This is a genomic window from Lysinibacillus sp. Ag94 (assembly GCF_023242215.1).
In the GTDB taxonomy this organism is placed as follows: Bacteria; Bacillota; Bacilli; order Bacillales_A; family Planococcaceae; genus Lysinibacillus.
Window position 1 is genome coordinate 2,546,005 of sequence record NZ_CP096780.1, and the last position, 18,639, is coordinate 2,564,643.

Below are 18,639 nucleotides of genomic sequence, written 5' to 3' on the forward strand. Positions count from 1 at the left end.
TCTTTTTTGTAAAACTCATGAACAATATTTATACTATACACAATACATGACAACTACTGGCATGATTAAAAAAGAAAAGGTGAGAAAATGTCAAAAGCACAACGTTTATTAGATATCCTGCTGTTTGTTAGTGCAAAAAAGAAGTTTACCGCTCAGGAAGTTGCTGATGAATTCAATATATCGATTCGTACAGTTCATCGCTATATTTTAGATTTAAGTGATATGGGCTTATCTATTTACGCTGAACAAGGGCGAAACGGTGGCTACACTGTTCTATCGAGCAGACTTCTTCCCCCTATTTTATTTACAGAAGATGAAGCAGTTTCAATTTTCTTTGCGTTTCAATCACTACACTATTATCGTGATTTACCTTTTAATACGGAAAGTAAGTCCGCTTCTCATAAGCTTTATAACTCGCTTCAGGAGGAGGCGAAGCGCAAAGTGGATAAACTTCAATCCTATATCGCGTTTTGGAATCCTAAACGCGGGATTGAAACACCTTTATTGAAGGCTGTTTTAGAGCTAGCTATTGAAAACAAAAATCTACATATTCAATATGAATCTAAATCGGGTACAACAACGAAACATATTCATCCTATTGGTGTATACGCACATGATGGATTATGGTATATGCCCGCCTTTGACTTCACGAAACAAAAAATATTATTGTTTCGTGTAGATCGTATTCTTTCTATCGTAAAAAGCGAAGAAAACAAAGAGAAATTTTTAAATCTAGAGGAGTGGTTTGGCAACACCTATGAGATTAAACAACCCATTCGTTTACATGTACTATTAACAAGGGAAGGTGTACGACAATGCAAAAGCGAACCAAATTTTGAAGACTTAGTCGTCATCAATGAAGATGGCACAGGCTATATCGATTCCATAATAGACAAAGGTGAACTAAATTTTATAAGTCCCCTCTTTTATCGACTTTGTATGCATGCTCAAATTGTAGAACCAAAAGAATTAATCAATATTTTACGACAGCAGGCAAAGGACATCCTATCTATATATCCAGAAAATGATTAATGTTTTATGACGATTTTGTAAGATTGGCGTAACATTCATCGTTACTACTTTATGGACAATTTTCTTATACTTTGTAAGTGAGGAGGAGAAAACATGCAACCAATTGAACTAAACAAACGAATTGATACATTAGATTATTTAAGAGGATTTGCTTTATTAGGCATTATATTAGTAAATATTCCGGCATTATTATGGATTAAAACACCGGACACATCTATAGATATTGCCTATAACAGATTTTTAATATTATTTGTGGAAGGTAAGTTTTTCTCGATTTTTTCATTTTTATTTGGTGTAGGATTTTATATTTTTATTTCCCGAGCAATGGCTAAAAATAATAACGCCTATCTTTTATTTATTAGAAGAATTATTATTTTATTGTTAATTGGGCTTGTACATTTTTATTTCCAACCTGGAGAAGCATTAACCGTTTATGCAATTTTCGGGCTAATTGCTTTACCATTTTACAAAGTTCGTAAAGAAATAAACATAACTTTAGGGCTTATCCTATTAGCCATAACAGCTTATTATGGCATCAAAATCGCGATGCCGTTCCCACTAATTTTACTAGGATTAGCTGCTGGGCAATATCGAATTTTTGAAAAGATCCATGACAATCGTAAAAGCATATTAACCTTTACAGTGATTATGTTCATGATTAGCATAGGTGGCTTGCTGTATCAATGGCATTATGTCCCTGAGGCAATGGTGAACATTGACAATATGACAACGGATGAAATGACTGAACATATGACAAACATTGAAAAATTTTCATTAATCGGTCTTCAATTTAGCCCTTTTGTATCGGCATTTTATGTAGGTTTATTAATGTTATTACTTAAACTTCCTTTATGCCAGGCCTTACTTTCACCATTAAAAGACTATGGCCAAATGGCATTAACAAATTATTTAGGGCAAACAGCGCTCATCTTACTAATTGGCAACACTTTTGACCTTATTGGCAATATTCGTTTTATCCAATCTCTTTGGATTTGCATAAGCATTTACATGTTCCAACTACTGTTTAGCAAAATTTGGCTTAAATACTTTAAATTTGGACCATTAGAATGGTTGTGGCGAATGGGTACTTATTGGACAGTACCTTCATTGTTAAAAACTTCTGATTTTAAGGAACGCTCCTAACCAAAAAACTTAAAATGACAAATACCTAACAATTAGCTTTCATTCTTCATAAAATAGTAATGTACCTAATTCGCTTCCAGCTTGCTCAGATAATGGGCAAGAAACACACCCCCATTATTAATTTTTTATTTTTTGGTCATTTTTCTTAAGAAAAGTGACCTTTTTTCTATTTTGTTTACATAAAAAGCCGACAAAATCATAAAGATTTTGTCGGTACTCTACTTATTTAGCAGCCCAAATATCTATTTCTATTTTAATATCAGGGAGTCCTAAAGCCGTAATATAGGCTATCGTCATAGAGGGATAGGGATTTCCAAACATCGATTCCCATTGTTGATCGAAGTCATCCCAATCAATTTCTTCTGTTGCCCAAATATTGGCCTTCACCACATTGTCTGTATTAAGTCCCTCTGCCTCTAATATAATTTGAATATTTTTCAATGTATTTTTAACCTGCTCAGATAGTGATGATGGCAACTCACCGCTAGCCCCTACTCCAATCTGTCCAGATAATGCATACATTGTTGCATTCTTAGGGATTATTGTAAGATGACTGTAATTGCCAACTGGGCTAGGTACTTGGATAGGATTTTTGCGTGTTATTTGATTCATGGTTATTCTCCTTTAGGTTTTTATTTTTCTAAAAAAGGGCAGACTCGTCCCTTAAAACTCAATTTTAGAAAAAAACAGCTGTTGAGAATCCAATACCCATACTTAAAAAACATATTGATCTTTTTTTCATTTGGATTCTCCCCCTTACCTAAAGTTAAATTCAAATTACCACGTTTTTCATAAAAAATCAAATATCTACACTTTTAACCGATTTTGGTTTTCGGTAAAAAGCTTCACTAATCCCAATAAACAATAAACCACACCTGACACTATAACACTATAAAATAACACAGTGATTGAGGTTGGACCCCATACTTTAATAAACGTCCAATTTGATCCATCTACTAAAATTTTTGGGGACATACTCATTAGTGCAAAGATTATTGCAACACTTACAGAATGCAAGATTAATAATAAGGTCCTTTTCATAGTTAAAGCTACTTTAATTCGTTGTTTTTTAATAATTTCCTTCAAGGTTTTTAACAATAGAATGCTTAAAAACATCCCAAAGCCTACAATAATAACGCATAAAAGTGAAACAGCTTTATCCAGCTTCTGAAGGTTATCAGAATGAACAGTATCAACCGTTTTCCCTTCCCATAAATCCATCACACCTTGACCTATCGCTGTTGTATAGCTCGAATTCATATTAGATAATATGGCCACTCCCAATTGTTGATCAGGCTGCATCATAAAATAAGATGTAAATGTTGGATTTTCCCCGGCATGAAATAAATATTGTTTTTTATTTCTTTCTATCACTCCCCACCCACTACCGTAGTATGTATCCTTATCGAAAGGTTCAACAGATTGATCTGGAATATGTGATTCTTGAATAATTTTTTTATCAATCGAATATATTTGGCTATTGCCTAACTGTAACTTTAACCATTTTGCTATATCATTTATGTTACTTATTATATACCCTGCAGGCACATTTCCACGGTAGATAGGTGGTGTATAAGCCTGCTCTTTCATAAGCCCTATCTTATATCCTGACGCCATCTCATTAGATTTAACTTGATGAAGTCCAACAAATGAATCCTTCATATTAATCGGCTCTAATATATGCTGTTTGATATACATATCAAAGGGTTGTTTTGAAACTTTTTCAATAACTAGGCCTAAAACATCATAATTGAGTGTTGCATATTCGTATGAACTACCCGGTTGTCTATTTAAAGGCTGATTAAGCAATTTTTTGACGGTCAACTCAAGAGCATTCGGTTCGTTACTTTTTGGGATATTATATAGAGTGTTAGTAGTGATGCCACTTGTATGATATAGAAACTGATTAATAGTAATGGACTGAGGCTTGCCATTATATTTTAACGTTAACCATGGGATATACTTTTGGACATCATCAGAACGTTTTAGTAAGCCTTCCCTTTCCAATTGGAGAATGGCTAGTCCTGTGAATGCTTTCGATGTAGATCCTAGTTCAAATAATGTATTAGAGGTCACTGGTGTTTTTGACTGAACATCGGCATATCCAAAGCCTTTTTCATAAACCGTTTTCCCCTTCTCAACAATTACTACCGATATTCCAGGAATTTTACTAATCGCCTTTTGTTCTTTAACAAATTGATCAATTTTCTGAATTTTTTCAGTTGAATTTGCCTTTGCTATTGTAGGCGTTATACTATAAAAGATGACAATCATAGCTAATATAAACGGATAGATTTTTAATAATAGTTTCATTTTCATTTCTCCTCTAAGCTAGGTACAAGGTTATAAATTCCTTAATGACTTTGTTAACTATAACAAGGAATTAATACGATATCTATTGTTTTACATGACAAATAACATGACAACATGACAGTTTTGTAACGTACCGTGCTTATTGAAAATCTTGAATAAAAGCAAAAAGATCAGCTACCCATAAAAGTGAGTGCCAACCTTTTTTGATGATCGTTTAGATTTAAATTTCTGCCCTAAAAGCTTTCCCTAGCTGATGCCCAAGTCCAAAATAATGGCGGAAATTATAAATGAGTGGGCTCCATTTATTTGGATCAATATAATTTTCTTTAACGATAATTTCCTTATGAGCATGTACATGTATGACTTGTGTCTCAACAATGGCAAAAAATGAAGCATAATCAGGGATTCGAATATGTTTTACTCTTGCCTCTAGTTGAATTGGACACTCCGCAATTCTAGTAGGCTTTACTGATTTAGACTCGTTAGGTGTTAAATTACTAATTTCATATTTATCTTTTTCAAATGTGAATCCATTTGCTAGCTTATATTCAGGAACGGTTTTTTTTCCTGTAAATGGCGCTAATTTTTCTACATTCTCCCATAATGAAGGATCTGGAACATTAATAACACATTCAGGATGTCGTTCTAAATTTTCAATAGCCTTGCCCCCAAGCCCAATTCCCAAAATAATACAATCTCCTAACGCCCATGATGACGACAGAGGGCTAATATTTACTGTGCCATCTTCATTTAGCGTAGTTAATAAAATTACAGGAGTCCCGTAGTAAAGAATTTTTGGATTAATCATCTCTGTGTTAGCAATTTGAGTCATTTTATCTCCTCCTAACCGTACTTTCAATTTATATAGTACAAGATAGATATTTCGATTTTCATCGAAATATGGATTACATATTAAATACTTAATTGACTATAGGATTAAAAAGTTAAATATACTTTTTAAAAAGAAGGAGGTTCATTATGAAAAAAGAGAACCATCATATAGAAACAACGGTTAAAGATTCGATTGATAAAATGCCTGAGGCTGATCAATTAGTAGCCAATCAAAGGCATTTTCAAGAAGTAATAACAAAAGCTGCCGTAGAAGCTTATCAAAATAATGGGCTAGCAGTGTACTATGATGCAGTGGCAATGACTGAAAAAGTTTCTTTAAACTATGCCGCTCGTCCCTATAAAATTTACATTTGGCATGGCGAAAAAGATAATGTTTGGCCATTAAAGACGGCTAAAACACTAAACAAGCTTTATACAGATTCCTCATTACACATAATTGAAAATAAAGGACATTTACTGTATCTTAGTTATTTTGACGAAATAGTAAATGAAATAGAAAGTGACCAGGCTCGACTTAAATGAAGAGCCTGGTCATCTTAATTTCAAATATTATCGTCTATTTTTAATAACAACTTCAGTTACAGCTAACGCTTTTCTTGGTTTAATATTTTCCATAATAATATCTGCGATGTCATTTGGATCCATTAATGTCTTAGTTTTTTCATCGGTAAACACACCGTCCCAAAATTCTGTTCTCATGCCACCCATGTACACAGCGCATACATTAATAGCGGTATCGCTTAATTCAAGTGCAAGACTCTCTGTAAATCCACGTACACCAAATTTACTAGCACAATAAACAGATTCTGTTACTTTTCCTTCTAAACCAGCTGTAGAAACGATATTGACGATTGTTCCTTCATTGTGTTCTTTCATACCTTTTAGTACTTCTTGTGTGCAAAAAATTGTTCCTTTTAAGTTAATATCAATCATTTGATGAACTGAATCCTCATTTAAGTTTTCAGCTTTATCAAAATAGCCAACACCAGCATTATTAATAAGTAATGGAATTGAACCAAAATCATCTTGTATAGAACGAATTATTTGAGCAACCATTTGTTTCGAAGTAACATCAACCTCATAAATAGAATAGCCATTGGTTAAAGCTTTAGCCGTATGCTCAAGCTTTGATTTCGTACGGCCGAGTAAACAAATGTGATTGCCTAAAGCCGAATATTTTTTAGCAAGTGCTGCACCTAAACCACTGCCAGCCCCTGTTATAACAACGATATTTTTGCTCATATTGATCATCCTCTCTCGCAGTTAATTATACCAAAGTAAGAAAACCAATCAATATGAGGATTTGTTGAATTGAATCATCACACTTGCCCTATTAGTATGGAGGAGTGTTACACGTATTGTTACCAATCTCTGTCGCTATATGATGCGCATTAATCTCTCTGCAGAATTTAACATATTGAGGTTTCATCATTTATTATTTTGCCAATTTCGTCATCAATATCGTCTGTTCCGTTCTTTTTTTTATTTTCCCATTAAACAATATCTTCGTTTTTGTTATAACCAACTGACTTTATTTCAACTTTACCAATGTTTTTTGCATGGCTTTTAACTCAATTGATTTTGCCTGTTCTTCTGAAATTTCCGGTATCTAATTATGATTACATCCACTCATGACCGAAACTATGATTATACCTATTATAACGATCTTCCTCAAATATTTTCACCTCCATATTTCCGTAGACGTATGTCATTCATGAAGTTTTAAAAATATCCATCATGCACCACCATTAAGTAGAGAGATTTTAGAAGATACTCCTTACAGGCATCACTTGCTATAGCTGAAAAATTTAAATAGTTCTATTAACCAACTTCTACATTTTTATAAAAAATTGATTAAAACGTTTAGAGCGTTTCAATAGCTACTGAATACTATGAGTATGTAATCTGCAGATTATAAATCTTTTATCCCGAAGGAGGTGAAATATATTGCCTTTAACTACTGGTCCAATTGAAAATACAGGAAATCAACCAGCTAATGCAACTAGCGTTCGTATCAAAATTCTCAATCTTACTGGAGGTTTACTAACTGGAGTTGTAAGAGTTTTTAGACTTAACGGTACAAGACAATTACTATCAACAACTCCATTTGCGGCAAATGCTAACGCTTCTACTTTTGTAACGCCAAGTGTAGGAGGTGCAGCTCAGTATGAAGTTGAAATTGTTCCTAATCAAACTGGCGGATTATATAGTGTATATGGAAGAACAGCTTCAGGCGTTCTTATTACTGCCCAAAGGTTTGTGAATTCAGAATTAACAGAGATTCTTTAATAATAGGAACAAATCTTTACTAACACTCTTCGATTAAAGTATTTAAAGGTAAATCAAGTGGGGTACATTTGAGAAAAATTTCTCCCTTGTACCCTAAATTTACACACTGCTGAATCAACGAGTAGAGAATCTTAATTCAATTACTTTGTTTTCTCCTAATCAAGACCCTTCCGATTCAATAGTTCCTCCGCACTATTTTCTTTTCACAAAACGAAAATGATACCTATCTTAAAGCGTACCAATCCCCATTCAATAGTAGTTATTTCTTTTAAAAATCCAAGCAACAAATAATACTAAAGAGCTATACGATTTTTATTCATTTCGATGCATATAAGTTCCAATTCATTCAAACCCCCATGTCAATCAACACTTTTATGTCATTTTTTGGTTATTCAATACATATAATATTATATTTATTAATAAAACGACATAATTTCATCGAACACAGAATATAATTCTGGAGGGTGTTAAATGAATACAATTAAATCTTTAATTTTCCCCCAAGACTTGCATAAATTAAGCAAAACTCAACTTAAAGAGATTTGTAATAAATTGACTTTAGAAACAACTGGCAATGTAAATGAATTAGCTAGTAGAGTGTGGAACTCTTTTGATCATATTGAAGGCGATGTTCTTAAAATGATAAGCAATAATATTTTCTCTGGAGCAGTATCTTTAGCTTGGTTTCAGGCGACAAATAATACTGGTTTAATCGGATTTAAACAAAGTATTATTGATAAAATGCCATTTAACCCTTTCGAAAAAGTAGTTACACCAAACAGCGAAAATGTCCCTATTGATCCTACGATTATTGCTGCTGCTGACATCGAAGGTTCTCAAGCATATTATTTAAGATTTATTCATAGAACTGGTGTTAATGTTGATTACTTTTTAGCTAACCGAAGAGAATACATTAAGCACGAAATAACAACAGTTTATATTGATGAAAACAAGGGAATAATTGAAGTACGCGCAAGTTCAGCTGTTGCCAAAAAAATCATTGCTTGGTTAACTAAAACAGTCGATGATAAATATGAATTCAAACAACATGATTTGTTAGAGAAGTATGGGGGAAATCTTGAGTCTTTAGCAGATACACTTCAAGGAAGGCTTATTGATGCTACAGGAAGACCAGCAGGATCCGTAAATACATTTGAAGAAACACAGGGTCAATCAATTGTGAGTATACTTTCTGCAATTGACGAATACTATACTAATGGTGAATTATCCATTTTAGAGCAAAATTTAAATAGCGAAGATATTACTGGCATTTTAGAAACAACACCTTTTACGTTGCTCCTTTTAAGTGGTCTTGAAACAATAGGATTAGGTAGTATTAGAGAACTAAGAGGTTTACCATTATACAATTATTTAGAACCTTATCTATCCAAACAAAAAGGATCCATATTATTTGAACATAGTGTTGATGGCGTGAAACAAGAATATTCTATTCGAATCGGCGTCAATACAAAGACATTTAAGTTCAATGTATTTGCGTCTGAGCCTGTATTGGATTATATTAGAGAAAAATTGATTTACCAAATTTATTCTGCGAGGTAAAAGTATTGAGCAATTTAAAGCCATGGGAAATTTCTCAAAAAATAGATAATGCACTTGAGGCAATTGCTATCAGTAAGATTGAAAAATTTTACCATAGTTATATTGCAAAAATAACTAACTTACCTCTTGGAGTAGTTATTGATACATTATCTGAATTAGAAAAAAAAGAAGCGCTCGTTATAAAATTAGAATTTCACTGCGAGGAATGTAGTAGAAGTATTTTTACTGCTAATAAATCTGAACTTGAAAATATTGATTTCATTCCTTGCAAGTATTGTGGTACCGAAAACTGTTTTGATCCTTTAAACGCCATTCCAATAATCGAATTAAGTGATGATTTCAGACAAAGTTTTTCAAAAAAAAAATTAATAACAAAACGGAAAATGTCGGGTTAAGTAAGCAAAATAAACCTGAGAGTTTAAGAGAAATTATCGGTATTTTAGCCGAAGAAAATTCTGATCAATTATTAGAGAAAGTATCAAAGCTCGGGAAAGTTACTATTATCTTAGGAGATGGTTATATGGGTGATTCTAGTAAATATGGTGGTCTAACTTTTGGAGAAAACAAAGGTAATATAACTATTGAAAACAATGGTACACTCAATCAAGGGATAGCAAGCTTGCCTAATGACATTATCAATGCTTTACAACAGCTTCATGAAGAAATTCAACACCTAGCTGAGGAACAACGAGAGATTGCGGAAGCTAATTTTGAACTTCTTCAAACTCACATAGAAAATGGAGATAAAGAGAAAGCTAAAAAACCATTAGAGAAGTTAACTAGTATACTAGGTGTTATTAGCTCTATTGTATCGATCGCTTCTGCCTTAGGACTTGGTATTCCTTTAAAATAACAAGAGTCCAACAAATTATTGGATGCCATCTATCGACAACGAAAAATCGATGTAGAACCAGTTTTTCGAGTCTTAAGGCTACTTTGCATTTCACGAGATTTTTTGTCCGTGGAAAATTGCTTATAGGTAGAAAACGAATTGGGCTTTGTGTAAGTACAGGAAACATTCGTAAATACGTGGCCATTAACAGAGAACTAGAATAGTAAATAGCATAACTTAATGAAGAAGTTAAGCAAAAAGAGAACTCGAATAACCTCGATTTCTCTTTTTTTCTTGAATAGGAATGCATGCAATGGGCGGCGGCGGAGTACCACCAGCACCTTGATCATTGTCAGCACTTGCCCCCGAACCAAACGACAATTTAAAAGTACAAGACTGCAGTAGCAACTGACCATACTGTTTTCTTTTTTTCACTTACTTCTATTCAAAATTGTCTTTCAATTGTTATATTCCACATTCTTTGCTGAAAACATTTAAAAGAAAAATTAAGAATTGAAACGCTTCCTCCATTCCGGGATTTTAATAGAACTTGGAGTACATCTTTCCCTCTTGCGATATGCTAGCTAAAATTATCTTCAAAGTATGGAGTCTTTGTCGTCCTGTAGCGAGGATAAACGGATTAACTGTATAACATGGTGCAAAATAAGCTAATTAGTTACCTTTTTCGCCCATAGAAGCTACAAAGCGATCGTTTCGTACTTTCATTTAATTTACTAACTGCCGTAAAAAAGTACACTAAAAAACGCTTACTCGGTTATTACTGGCCGCCAGCGTTAGTACGTGAGATATTCATTAACTATTGCACTAAACATTACTACACAAATTATGGGTACAAGCTATTTTCTTGTACCCTTCATTCATAGAACTATCTAAATATATTATGCTCGTATAGGAAATCATACGAAAGATCGACGAACAAATATTCATGCTCATTAATAGCAATAGAAAATGTCCTTGTAATTTCCCCTGTCTCGATATCTCGATAAAGCTCTGAGATTTCTCCACTTTGATCGTTGCGCATTTTAATGATTGTTTGTAGGAAGTACGGGCGCCAACTCCAGTTTTTATTGATAGCTCTAGGTTGCAATTCCCACTGTCCATCTATACGCATTACGTTTGGAGAAAGTTGGAAGCCATCTTCATTACAAATATATACTCGGAACGAATAACTATCCAATAGCTGCGCTAAATGCTCTAAAAGTATGATGTTGTCACTAGAAGGTTTGACACGATGGACAATCGCTTCTAGCTCCTCTCTCAGCTTTTTCAACTCGAAATATTGTGCCTCTAAAATTTTCTTTTCAGAGGTAATAAACTGCTGGCATTCTTCCTTAAAACGTTCCTTTAAAATATCCTTCTCTACGAATGTTATGGCAGGGTTTGCCAAGTATCGCCCCTGATAAAATCGGCCCCCGTTCTTCCAAGCAAACTGCAATTGATACACAGTTTCGATACCTTCAAATAAAAGATTTGCGCCAATTTTATACGCGAGACTACCTATTGCTGATATCATATCAGACTGTGCAGACCAAGAATCATAATTTAAGTCTTGAATATCGACCTTTAAAATTTGTGGTGATAATAGTGCAATGTGCTCTAAATGACTCTCCGCTCCTACTTCCTGAACAGCAATTTTGACACCAAAAGTCGTAAAGTAACGTACTGCATGGTGCAGCTTATGAATATCGCCTAAAAAACGATGCTCAGAAACAACTAATACAATACGATGTAAATCGTCTTCACTTATATATTGTTGAATAATATTAAAATGACTTTCACCAAAATCCTGCATCAGTAAGTTCGGGTTACTAGGAATATAAATATCAATATCCTGTCCGATTTCTTCTACTTTTGCTAATGCAGCATGTAGAATTTTATGTTCCATATCAATACGATACTCTTCTGGAATATCTTCATTATTCACAAAATCTTTTAAATTAATTTGTTGACCCTCGATTTGTAACTGTCCGGAAATTTCGTAGGCAATCACCGTATGCGCATCCGCGCTAAAAATAGGTTGAAAATACCCATGTATTTGATCTAAATTTGTTAAAACTTCAATTGCATCCATTGTCGAAACCTCCATACATGATGTTATCCAAGAATAACATTGCATTCACAGCTTATTACATGAAAAAAGCTCTCTGACTGTATAATAATTTGTTTAAAGTAAATTGGCAACTTCACATGGCGTTATTTTATGGAAAAAATCAGTTCTGAAACTTAACAAACTTCCACCTAACTGATTTATTTTTTTCTGACAATTCATCACTAAAACGACTTTCTCGCCTAATAGGTTGCTGGAGTAAGCTTATTGTTATTTAGCGTCACTCAATTTCATTCACAAAATTTTTCCTGTATCGCTGTATAAAAAAATCGCACAGAATACCTTTCTTATAACTTATGCAACAATTCAATATGAGAGCTATGATCATTAAAGGTTTTCATCTTTTATCCTAAAATTATTCAGCCGTTCACCCACACCAGTAAAAAGCAGTATTCCAAAGTATGGATTATATCCTACAGGAATACTGCTCATGACTATTCTGACATGAAGAAATACCAAATAATCGCAATTGTAATTAAAGATAAGATAACCGCAATTGTTACACGAAGTGGTGAAATTGGAGCATCCCCACCTACTCGACCTGTTTGTCCATTTACCATAAATCGATAAATTTTCTCTTTGTAACGGAATGAAGAAAGCCAAATCGGCAACATTAGATATTTGTATGTAATATCATCATGAGTCGTTGAGAAATGTAAATTGGATACTACATCCGCATTATGTTCCCAACGTATTTTTGACGTAATTTGTGCATTCAAATGATCAGAAATTTCCCTCTTCGCCTGACTCCATCCGTCCTGTAAACCAATACTGTAGCGTTCTGATAAAAATCCTGATACGTATTCTGGTTTATAGGCTTTATTATTAAGTAAATTAAAGGGTTCTATTTTTCTCATCATATTACGATCATAACGTGTTGTCGCACTGATTAAATGATCATCAATAAATTCCTGATAAAAACCACTTGTAGAATACCAATCAGTTTCAGTTCGAGTATTTCCATCTTTATCTGTAACTGTGCGATGTCTACCGTACCTTGCAGAATACCTTGAGCTTGTTTTCGTGTCAAAAGTCCAATAAGGAAGATATACCCCTTTAAATGAATCAGGCTTTGCACTCTCTTTTGCTGCTCTCGGTGTAAACCATTTTCCCTTAATCCAACTTTGGAAGTTCTCTCCCGCTTGCTTATCTGTTATTTCAAATGCGCATACTCCGTTCGGGGCTAGTGTATTTTCAGCACTAGCCTCCATAACCTGATTAGAGCCACAGTATGGGCAACTATCAGCTACCTGTAATGCATCATAAATCGTTTCTGCCGCACAGGATTTGCAAATGACTGTTTTTTTCTCAACACCCCAGTTAAAATTCCCACGTTCTTCAGCCATTGCAAAATCCATTTCCTGGGCAACTTTTTCCTCTTCCTTCTCTGGGGCTGCAATTTCAGTTTCATAGCCACAATAAGGACATGTTAGCTTTCCAGTTGCTGGGTTAAATTCAATGGATGCACTACATGATGGACACTCAGCGTCAAAATCAAGCTTTACTTGTTTAGCATTTTCAGCGTCTTGCGTTGGCATCATTAGTCATCTCCTTACTTAACATCATTCTCATCAAACACATCGCCACACTCTGGGCAGAATTTTGGTGGGTTTGCAGGATCCTCTGGTAGCCAACCACATTTATCGCAAACGTATTGTAATGCTCCTGAAGGTTTTTTAGCACCACATTCGCTACAGAATTTGCCTTTGTTGACAGCACCACATGTACAAGTCCATCCTTCTTCTGCTGGCTTTGGTGATCCACAATTTGAACAGAATTTACCCGTGTTTTCATTACCACATGCACATTTCCATGTAGCTGAGTTCGTCGCTGTTTGTCCTTGTTGAGCTGCCTGTTTATTTTGTTCATTCATTTGGTAAAGCTGTCCTGCATTAACACCGCCCGCTTGTGTCGCCATGTTCATGCCCATAAATCCTGCCATTGCTCCGCCATCATTATTAGCTGCTGCAATCATTGCTTCCGCCTGTGCACCTGTTAAATGAGCTGCAGCCATACCTGGATCACGCATTACTGCATTTCGTTGTAATTGTTTTATCATTGCTTCATCTTCTTCAGATGCTTTTAATGAACTAATGCCAAATGATACAACTGCTAAACCACGTGTTGCTAGCCACTTCTCTGATAACACTTTATTTAGGGCATCTGCTAGAGCAACCGTATGTGCAGGAATTTCACTATAGCGTACCCCGCTTGCTGAAATATGTGCGAAAGCCGGCTGTAACGCCGTCATCAATTCTGTTTTTAATTGGCTATCGATGGCATCTCTTGTAAATTCACGCTCAACGTTTCCACATACATTTGTATAGAATAATAATGGATCGACAATTTTATATGAATATTCACCATGGCAACGAATAGCAATATCAATATCTAGGCCGATATTACGGTCGATCACACGGAAAGGAATCGGTGCAGGTGTCCCATATTTGTTACCTACGATTTCTTTTTTATTAAAATAATACACACGCTGATCCTTTGCAGGTTCTCCGCCAAATGTGAAGCGTTTGCCAATTTGCTTGAATGTTTCTTTTATACCTTCGGACAAATCATTGCCATACATTATCGACGGCTCTGTGGATGTATCATAAACATACTCACCAGACTCCGCAGAGAACTCTACTACTTTCCCTTGCTCGACAATCATCATACATTGCCCTTCATTGATAGCAATAATAGAGCCATTACTAATAATGTTGTCATTGCCTTTATTTGACCCTCTTTTAGAAGTACGTTTACGCCCCTTTTCCACAAGCACATCCGCTGACAGCGACTCACAATAGAAATATTCACGCCATTGATCTTCTAGAACACCTGCTAATGCCCCAACTCCTGCTTTTAATAAACCCATATTTATTCCCACCTTCAACTTATATACTTAAGACTTATTTTATCATATCAATTATGCCTCAGCTTAGTTGCGTCCGGATTCGGCTTTGTGCTTAGACCAGTCATTTCGGTATTGCCGTGGCGTTTTTACCGATGCAGTCCGTTAGCCATTATCTTATTTTAAGCTAACCCAAAATAAACTTCTTGCCGAATCAGTGACATTCGCCGAAAGATAAATAATCTAATCATTATGTAGTACGCATAAAAAGGATGATTTGTTTCATTTTTTTTAAACTTCTCTATAAAAAGAGATAGCTCCAAAGGAACTACCTCTACCATATTGTAATTACTATATCGTTTTTTTAGTGAATCTTAGCGTTTCTTAAGATAATGCGGAAATAGCTACAAGCACCCAGGCAACGATAAATAACAAACCACCGATTGGGGTAATCGCACCAAGCTTTTTCACACCTGTAACTGCTAATACATACAAACTGCCTGAGAAAAACACAATACCTGCCAACATTAAATAGCCTGCCCAAGAAAGCATACTTGAAGCGCCTAAAAGGGCTTCACTCGATAAAATCCCAAGCCCTAGTAAGCCTAATGCATGATACATATGGTATTGCACCGCAGTCTCCCAAATGGCAGCATAGCGTGGTGACGCAAATTTATCTTTTAGTGCATGTGCTCCAAAAGCGCCTAGCACAACACCAAGACAAGCCATAATTGCACCGATTGCCAATAAAAGTTCCATATACGATTCTCCTATTTCGTCTCGCGTGCGATTTCTTTGTATTTCGCATCCCATGCCGGATCAATTTTACTTAAGGATACCGGACGTAACGTATCTTTTTGAGCTAGAATATGTACGGACTGAGCAGTAGCTGCAATCGTGCCATCTTCATGTAAAATTTCATAGCCATATGTTGTACGTAAACGATCGTGTTTTTCCACCCATGTACGGACCGTTGCCACTTGGCCATAATGCATAGCAGCCTTATAAGAAATGGATAAATCCATCACTGGCGATACATAACCGTCTTTTTCTAACTTAGCATACACAAAGCCTGCATCATTTACTAACTGAGAACGGCCTATCTCCATCCAAATGATGTAGTTCGCATGATACACCACGCCCATTTGGTCGGTCTCAGCATATCGAATTTCGATTTGTTTTTCACTAACAAACATTTTCTTCACCTCGTCCTACATTATAGCGTAAAAATATTGATTTGGTGTAACGGGTTCTGTTTTCGAGTACAAAACTCTAAAAAACACTATAAAAAAGATATCAAATCGTATAAATAAAGTTACATTATAAAACGTTCTATAACGATGCGAATACATAATCTTTTTTCGCACGAATTAGTTGGCGTAATAAGTTATATGGCAAGGAACTATATTCAACCAACGATGTAGTTTAGTGCATTATGAAGGAATAATGTAAACTGTAATAAAAGGCGGTTTATGCAGGGTTAAAATAGGAGGGTGAACCAACAATGGATAAGACAGTTACTTTTTCATTCAGTAGTACAAAATATGAAGGTACAGAGGTGACAGAAACATTTACTTTTAAAGAATTAGGTATTGATGATGATTTGGATGATAAAGCACTAAAAATAGAAATAGATAGAATTTTTCAGGCTTGGGTTTGGGATAAGCTTAATATCTCATTTAGTATAGTAATAGAATAAGAGAAACACACATTGATGTTCGGTAACAATATTTGACGAACGGGTTGCTTTAGTTAACTTTTGATGCACGAAATATCAAACTAAGTTGTACATAAAATAATTAATTGTCTTTTAACCTGCGATTTTGCTTTTTGTACTTCAAAACAGAACCAGTTAGAATTGTTGGGTTTTTGTTTTTGAACAAGAGAAAATTAAAATTTTTGATTTTTACAAAATTCAGAATCTTCGTTTTAATAATTAATTTGGTAAGAAAGGTATCCGTTTTTACCCTATGTACCCCACTTAATTGGGGTTTACTGAAAAGAAGTGACTTCCGAAAAATTTATTCCTAATTTCATCTAGACTTACATTATTTAGTTACCTATTATTAAAATGAGGTGATACTTTGTCAGGCATTTTTAAATTTACAAAATACATTCTTATTCTCATTTCTTTGTTTCAGTTAATGAGGTTCAGTCCAGAACATTTAGAACCCATACTTTTATATGAGTATCTTGCATTTATAGGATTTTGTATTTTACTTGGTGTATTAGAAGACTTTTTCAAACCTAGTAAAAGAACAAATATTTTATTACGTATAGCCATTATCATTTGTTCTCTTGCTTTATTGATTACATCATTCTCTTTTAAATCCACTTCTACCATTATTTTTTCTATAGTAATGTTTATTGCAATTGGTTTCTCAATATTTTTAGAAATTAAGCAAAAGGAAGATTAACACCTTTTGCTTTTTACCCCCTCTACTAATTTTTTGTTAAATTCTTCTTTGGGTCTTTCTTGAAAGTAAGCTCCTTTAACTCTTACACATGTTCTTTGTATACTTGAAACGTTGCATTCTTTTTTAATAGAGTGCTCTTTTTTATGCAGAAATTGAATATCACATTAATTTCATGTAACATAATTCTGAATTTCGGAAGTAAAATATTTTAGTAACGCTATAATATCAATGTACTTACAACTTCACTTTTTATTGCCTATTTAAGATTGAAAGACTACTTTGTTTTATTTCGCCTATATTATTACTACCTGCTATTAATGGTGGTTTGTGTAGCAATTTATAAAACCTTACTCGAAAAAATATTACCTATTAAGATTTACCATTTATTACTTGTCTCTATTGCCATACTTAGATTCTTTATTTAGGCTATTCCGATGGATATGGGATTTTTTTGGATTTTTTAGAGCGCTATTATAATCGCTCTATTTTCGTTAGATTATCATATTGTTCAGTAAAATTAATTTGAGATTAGTCCAAATTTAGGTACATAAAATCACTCGTATTTGCAAATAACAACAAACAAATACAGAAAGGAATTTTTTTATGATGAAAAAAATAATCATCTCGTTACTTTTAATGAGTTTCCTAGCCATAAATTTTGCTTTTGCTAAATCAGATACTGAATATTTCCCACAAGATCAACCACCGAGTGTTATAGAGTTAGTATTTTTACGTGAATTAGGTCTACCAATTCTTGAAACAATGTCTTCATACGGTAATAATCAATTATTCGATTATGGAAGAATCGAAAAAATTGAAAGAAATAGACAAAATGACTACTATGATGTTAGTTTGAGGGTTATTTCTTTTGAAGGTGCTCACAATCCACCATTTAAACTAATTAACATCACTTTTCGTATACCTCCTGGTGAAACTTCAGAAAAGTATAAAGTTATTTCAAATAAGGCCGTTATTTCTTATAAAGTTAAAAATATTACTCCTGAAGAAGTTGATAAGTTATCTAAATTCACTAATTAACTCAAAACTGCACATTTTCTTTCAAATCTTCACTTGCCCGCCTATGTTCCGTAGTTGCCTATATAAATCTAGTATTTCCTGCATTTCTTGGTACTTTCCAATCAACTCTTTTACTACTTCTGGCTGGACACGGAATCGGTTGATTGTTCGGTAGATTGGTTCATGCCCTTGAGGCCGGTGAAATTTTACT

General features: G+C 34.3%; 19 protein-coding genes. 10 read left to right on the plus strand and 9 right to left on the minus strand.

Annotated elements, in window-relative coordinates; all coding sequences use genetic code 11:
* The first annotated feature begins 87 nt into the window (after nucleotides 1-87).
* Entirely contained in the window at nucleotides 88-1,032 is a 945-nt protein-coding gene (locus tag MY533_RS11715; RefSeq protein ID WP_248716087.1) for a helix-turn-helix transcriptional regulator, read from the plus strand.
* Between the two features lie 93 nt (nucleotides 1,033-1,125).
* Nucleotides 1,126-2,175, plus strand: a complete 1,050-nt coding sequence (locus tag MY533_RS11720; RefSeq protein ID WP_248716088.1) for a DUF418 domain-containing protein — start codon at nucleotides 1,126-1,128, stop codon at nucleotides 2,173-2,175.
* Nucleotides 2,176-2,397: 222 nt separating this feature from the next.
* Here MY533_RS11720 and MY533_RS11725 read toward each other — a convergent pair whose 3' ends face one another.
* The 3 genes from MY533_RS11725 to MY533_RS11735 form a co-directional block, all read right to left on the minus strand.
* Nucleotides 2,398-2,787 carry a RidA family protein gene (locus tag MY533_RS11725; protein ID WP_248716089.1) on the minus strand — a complete coding sequence of 130 codons (390 nt, stop codon included), beginning with the start codon at nucleotides 2,785-2,787 and terminating at the stop codon, nucleotides 2,398-2,400.
* Between the two features lie 195 nt (nucleotides 2,788-2,982).
* Nucleotides 2,983-4,488 (minus strand): serine hydrolase domain-containing protein, encoded by a 1,506-nt coding sequence (locus MY533_RS11730; RefSeq protein WP_248716090.1) that lies wholly within the window; start codon nucleotides 4,486-4,488, stop codon nucleotides 2,983-2,985.
* Nucleotides 4,489-4,708: 220 nt separating this feature from the next.
* On the minus strand, nucleotides 4,709-5,320 hold the full coding sequence (locus tag MY533_RS11735) for a flavin reductase family protein (protein WP_248716091.1): 612 nt from the start codon (nucleotides 5,318-5,320) through the stop codon (nucleotides 4,709-4,711).
* A 146-nt stretch (nucleotides 5,321-5,466) separates the two neighbouring features.
* Here MY533_RS11735 and MY533_RS11740 point away from each other — a divergent pair, with 146 nt between their 5' ends.
* Nucleotides 5,467-5,862, plus strand: coding sequence for an alpha/beta fold hydrolase (locus MY533_RS11740; RefSeq protein ID WP_248716092.1), 396 nt, complete (start codon nucleotides 5,467-5,469; stop codon nucleotides 5,860-5,862).
* 27 nt (nucleotides 5,863-5,889) lie between these two features.
* Here the strand turns inward: MY533_RS11740 and MY533_RS11745 are convergent, their stop codons facing one another.
* Entirely contained in the window at nucleotides 5,890-6,582 is a 693-nt protein-coding gene (locus tag MY533_RS11745; protein WP_248716093.1) for an SDR family oxidoreductase, read from the minus strand.
* Between the two features lie 705 nt (nucleotides 6,583-7,287).
* Here MY533_RS11745 and MY533_RS11750 point away from each other — a divergent pair.
* The 4 genes from MY533_RS11750 to MY533_RS11765 all read left to right on the plus strand — a co-directional run bounded on the left by MY533_RS11750 (nucleotide 7,288) and on the right by MY533_RS11765 (nucleotide 10,042).
* On the plus strand, nucleotides 7,288-7,629 hold the full coding sequence (locus MY533_RS11750; RefSeq protein ID WP_248716094.1) for an ATPase: 342 nt from the start codon (nucleotides 7,288-7,290) through the stop codon (nucleotides 7,627-7,629).
* 471 nt (nucleotides 7,630-8,100) lie between these two features.
* A complete protein-coding gene (locus MY533_RS11755) occupies nucleotides 8,101-9,189 on the plus strand; it encodes a hypothetical protein (RefSeq protein ID WP_248716095.1) in 1,089 nt (362 codons plus the stop codon).
* A gap of 5 nt (nucleotides 9,190-9,194) precedes the next feature.
* On the plus strand, nucleotides 9,195-9,584 hold the full coding sequence (locus tag MY533_RS11760) for a hypothetical protein (RefSeq protein ID WP_248716096.1): 390 nt from the start codon (nucleotides 9,195-9,197) through the stop codon (nucleotides 9,582-9,584).
* 125 nt (nucleotides 9,585-9,709) lie between these two features.
* Nucleotides 9,710-10,042, plus strand: coding sequence for a hypothetical protein (locus MY533_RS11765; RefSeq protein WP_142510633.1), 333 nt, complete (start codon nucleotides 9,710-9,712; stop codon nucleotides 10,040-10,042).
* Nucleotides 10,043-10,907: 865 nt separating this feature from the next.
* Here the strand turns inward: MY533_RS11765 and MY533_RS11770 are convergent.
* The 5 genes from MY533_RS11770 to MY533_RS11790 form a co-directional block, all read right to left on the minus strand.
* Nucleotides 10,908-12,113: an EAL domain-containing protein gene (locus MY533_RS11770; RefSeq protein WP_248716097.1), complete on the minus strand. Its 1,206-nt coding sequence runs from the start codon at nucleotides 12,111-12,113 to the stop codon at nucleotides 10,908-10,910.
* Nucleotides 12,114-12,583: 470 nt separating this feature from the next.
* Complete coding sequence (locus tag MY533_RS11775; protein ID WP_371873348.1) at nucleotides 12,584-13,687, minus strand: TFIIB-type zinc ribbon-containing protein; 1,104 nt, start codon at nucleotides 13,685-13,687, stop codon at nucleotides 12,584-12,586.
* Nucleotides 13,688-13,701: 14 nt separating this feature from the next.
* A complete protein-coding gene (locus tag MY533_RS11780; protein ID WP_248716099.1) occupies nucleotides 13,702-15,018 on the minus strand; it encodes an SPFH domain-containing protein in 1,317 nt (438 codons plus the stop codon).
* Nucleotides 15,019-15,378: 360 nt separating this feature from the next.
* Entirely contained in the window at nucleotides 15,379-15,753 is a 375-nt protein-coding gene (locus MY533_RS11785; protein ID WP_248716100.1) for a DUF423 domain-containing protein, read from the minus strand.
* Between the two features lie 11 nt (nucleotides 15,754-15,764).
* Complete coding sequence (locus MY533_RS11790) at nucleotides 15,765-16,190, minus strand: acyl-CoA thioesterase (RefSeq protein ID WP_248716101.1); 426 nt, start codon at nucleotides 16,188-16,190, stop codon at nucleotides 15,765-15,767.
* Nucleotides 16,191-16,498: 308 nt separating this feature from the next.
* On the opposite strand from MY533_RS11790, the gene MY533_RS11795 reads away from it, so the two are divergent.
* The 3 genes from MY533_RS11795 to MY533_RS11805 all read left to right on the plus strand — a co-directional run bounded on the left by MY533_RS11795 (nucleotide 16,499) and on the right by MY533_RS11805 (nucleotide 18,449).
* On the plus strand, nucleotides 16,499-16,693 hold the full coding sequence (locus MY533_RS11795; RefSeq protein ID WP_248716102.1) for a hypothetical protein: 195 nt from the start codon (nucleotides 16,499-16,501) through the stop codon (nucleotides 16,691-16,693).
* Between the two features lie 385 nt (nucleotides 16,694-17,078).
* On the plus strand, nucleotides 17,079-17,411 hold the full coding sequence (locus tag MY533_RS11800; protein WP_132360844.1) for a hypothetical protein: 333 nt from the start codon (nucleotides 17,079-17,081) through the stop codon (nucleotides 17,409-17,411).
* A 603-nt stretch (nucleotides 17,412-18,014) separates the two neighbouring features.
* Nucleotides 18,015-18,449: a hypothetical protein gene (locus MY533_RS11805; RefSeq protein ID WP_248716103.1), complete on the plus strand. Its 435-nt coding sequence runs from the start codon at nucleotides 18,015-18,017 to the stop codon at nucleotides 18,447-18,449.
* Nucleotides 18,450-18,639: the final 190 nt, after the last annotated feature.

Bases quoted from the DNA above. Each gene is read 5' to 3' on its own strand.
- MY533_RS11790 (WP_248716101.1), bottom strand. From the start codon at position 16,190: ATGTTTGTTAGTGAAAAACAAATCGAAATTCGATATGCTGAGACCGAC.
- MY533_RS11740 (WP_248716092.1), top strand. From the start codon at position 5,467: ATGAAAAAAGAGAACCATCATATAGAAACAACGGTTAAAGATTCGATT.
- MY533_RS11725 (WP_248716089.1), bottom strand. From the start codon at position 2,787: ATGAATCAAATAACACGCAAAAATCCTATCCAAGTACCTAGCCCAGTT.
- MY533_RS11775 (WP_371873348.1), bottom strand. From the start codon at position 13,687: ATGCCAACGCAAGACGCTGAAAATGCTAAACAAGTAAAGCTTGATTTT.
- MY533_RS11755 (WP_248716095.1), top strand. From the start codon at position 8,101: ATGAATACAATTAAATCTTTAATTTTCCCCCAAGACTTGCATAAATTA.
- MY533_RS11720 (WP_248716088.1), top strand. From the start codon at position 1,126: ATGCAACCAATTGAACTAAACAAACGAATTGATACATTAGATTATTTA.
- MY533_RS11765 (WP_142510633.1), top strand. From the start codon at position 9,710: ATGGGTGATTCTAGTAAATATGGTGGTCTAACTTTTGGAGAAAACAAA.
- MY533_RS11735 (WP_248716091.1), bottom strand. From the start codon at position 5,320: ATGACTCAAATTGCTAACACAGAGATGATTAATCCAAAAATTCTTTAC.
- MY533_RS11785 (WP_248716100.1), bottom strand. From the start codon at position 15,753: ATGGAACTTTTATTGGCAATCGGTGCAATTATGGCTTGTCTTGGTGTT.
- MY533_RS11715 (WP_248716087.1), top strand. From the start codon at position 88: ATGTCAAAAGCACAACGTTTATTAGATATCCTGCTGTTTGTTAGTGCA.
- MY533_RS11770 (WP_248716097.1), bottom strand. From the start codon at position 12,113: ATGGATGCAATTGAAGTTTTAACAAATTTAGATCAAATACATGGGTAT.
- MY533_RS11745 (WP_248716093.1), bottom strand. From the start codon at position 6,582: ATGAGCAAAAATATCGTTGTTATAACAGGGGCTGGCAGTGGTTTAGGT.
- MY533_RS11795 (WP_248716102.1), top strand. From the start codon at position 16,499: ATGGATAAGACAGTTACTTTTTCATTCAGTAGTACAAAATATGAAGGT.
- MY533_RS11805 (WP_248716103.1), top strand. From the start codon at position 18,015: ATGATGAAAAAAATAATCATCTCGTTACTTTTAATGAGTTTCCTAGCC.
- MY533_RS11730 (WP_248716090.1), bottom strand. From the start codon at position 4,488: ATGAAACTATTATTAAAAATCTATCCGTTTATATTAGCTATGATTGTC.
- MY533_RS11780 (WP_248716099.1), bottom strand. From the start codon at position 15,018: ATGGGTTTATTAAAAGCAGGAGTTGGGGCATTAGCAGGTGTTCTAGAA.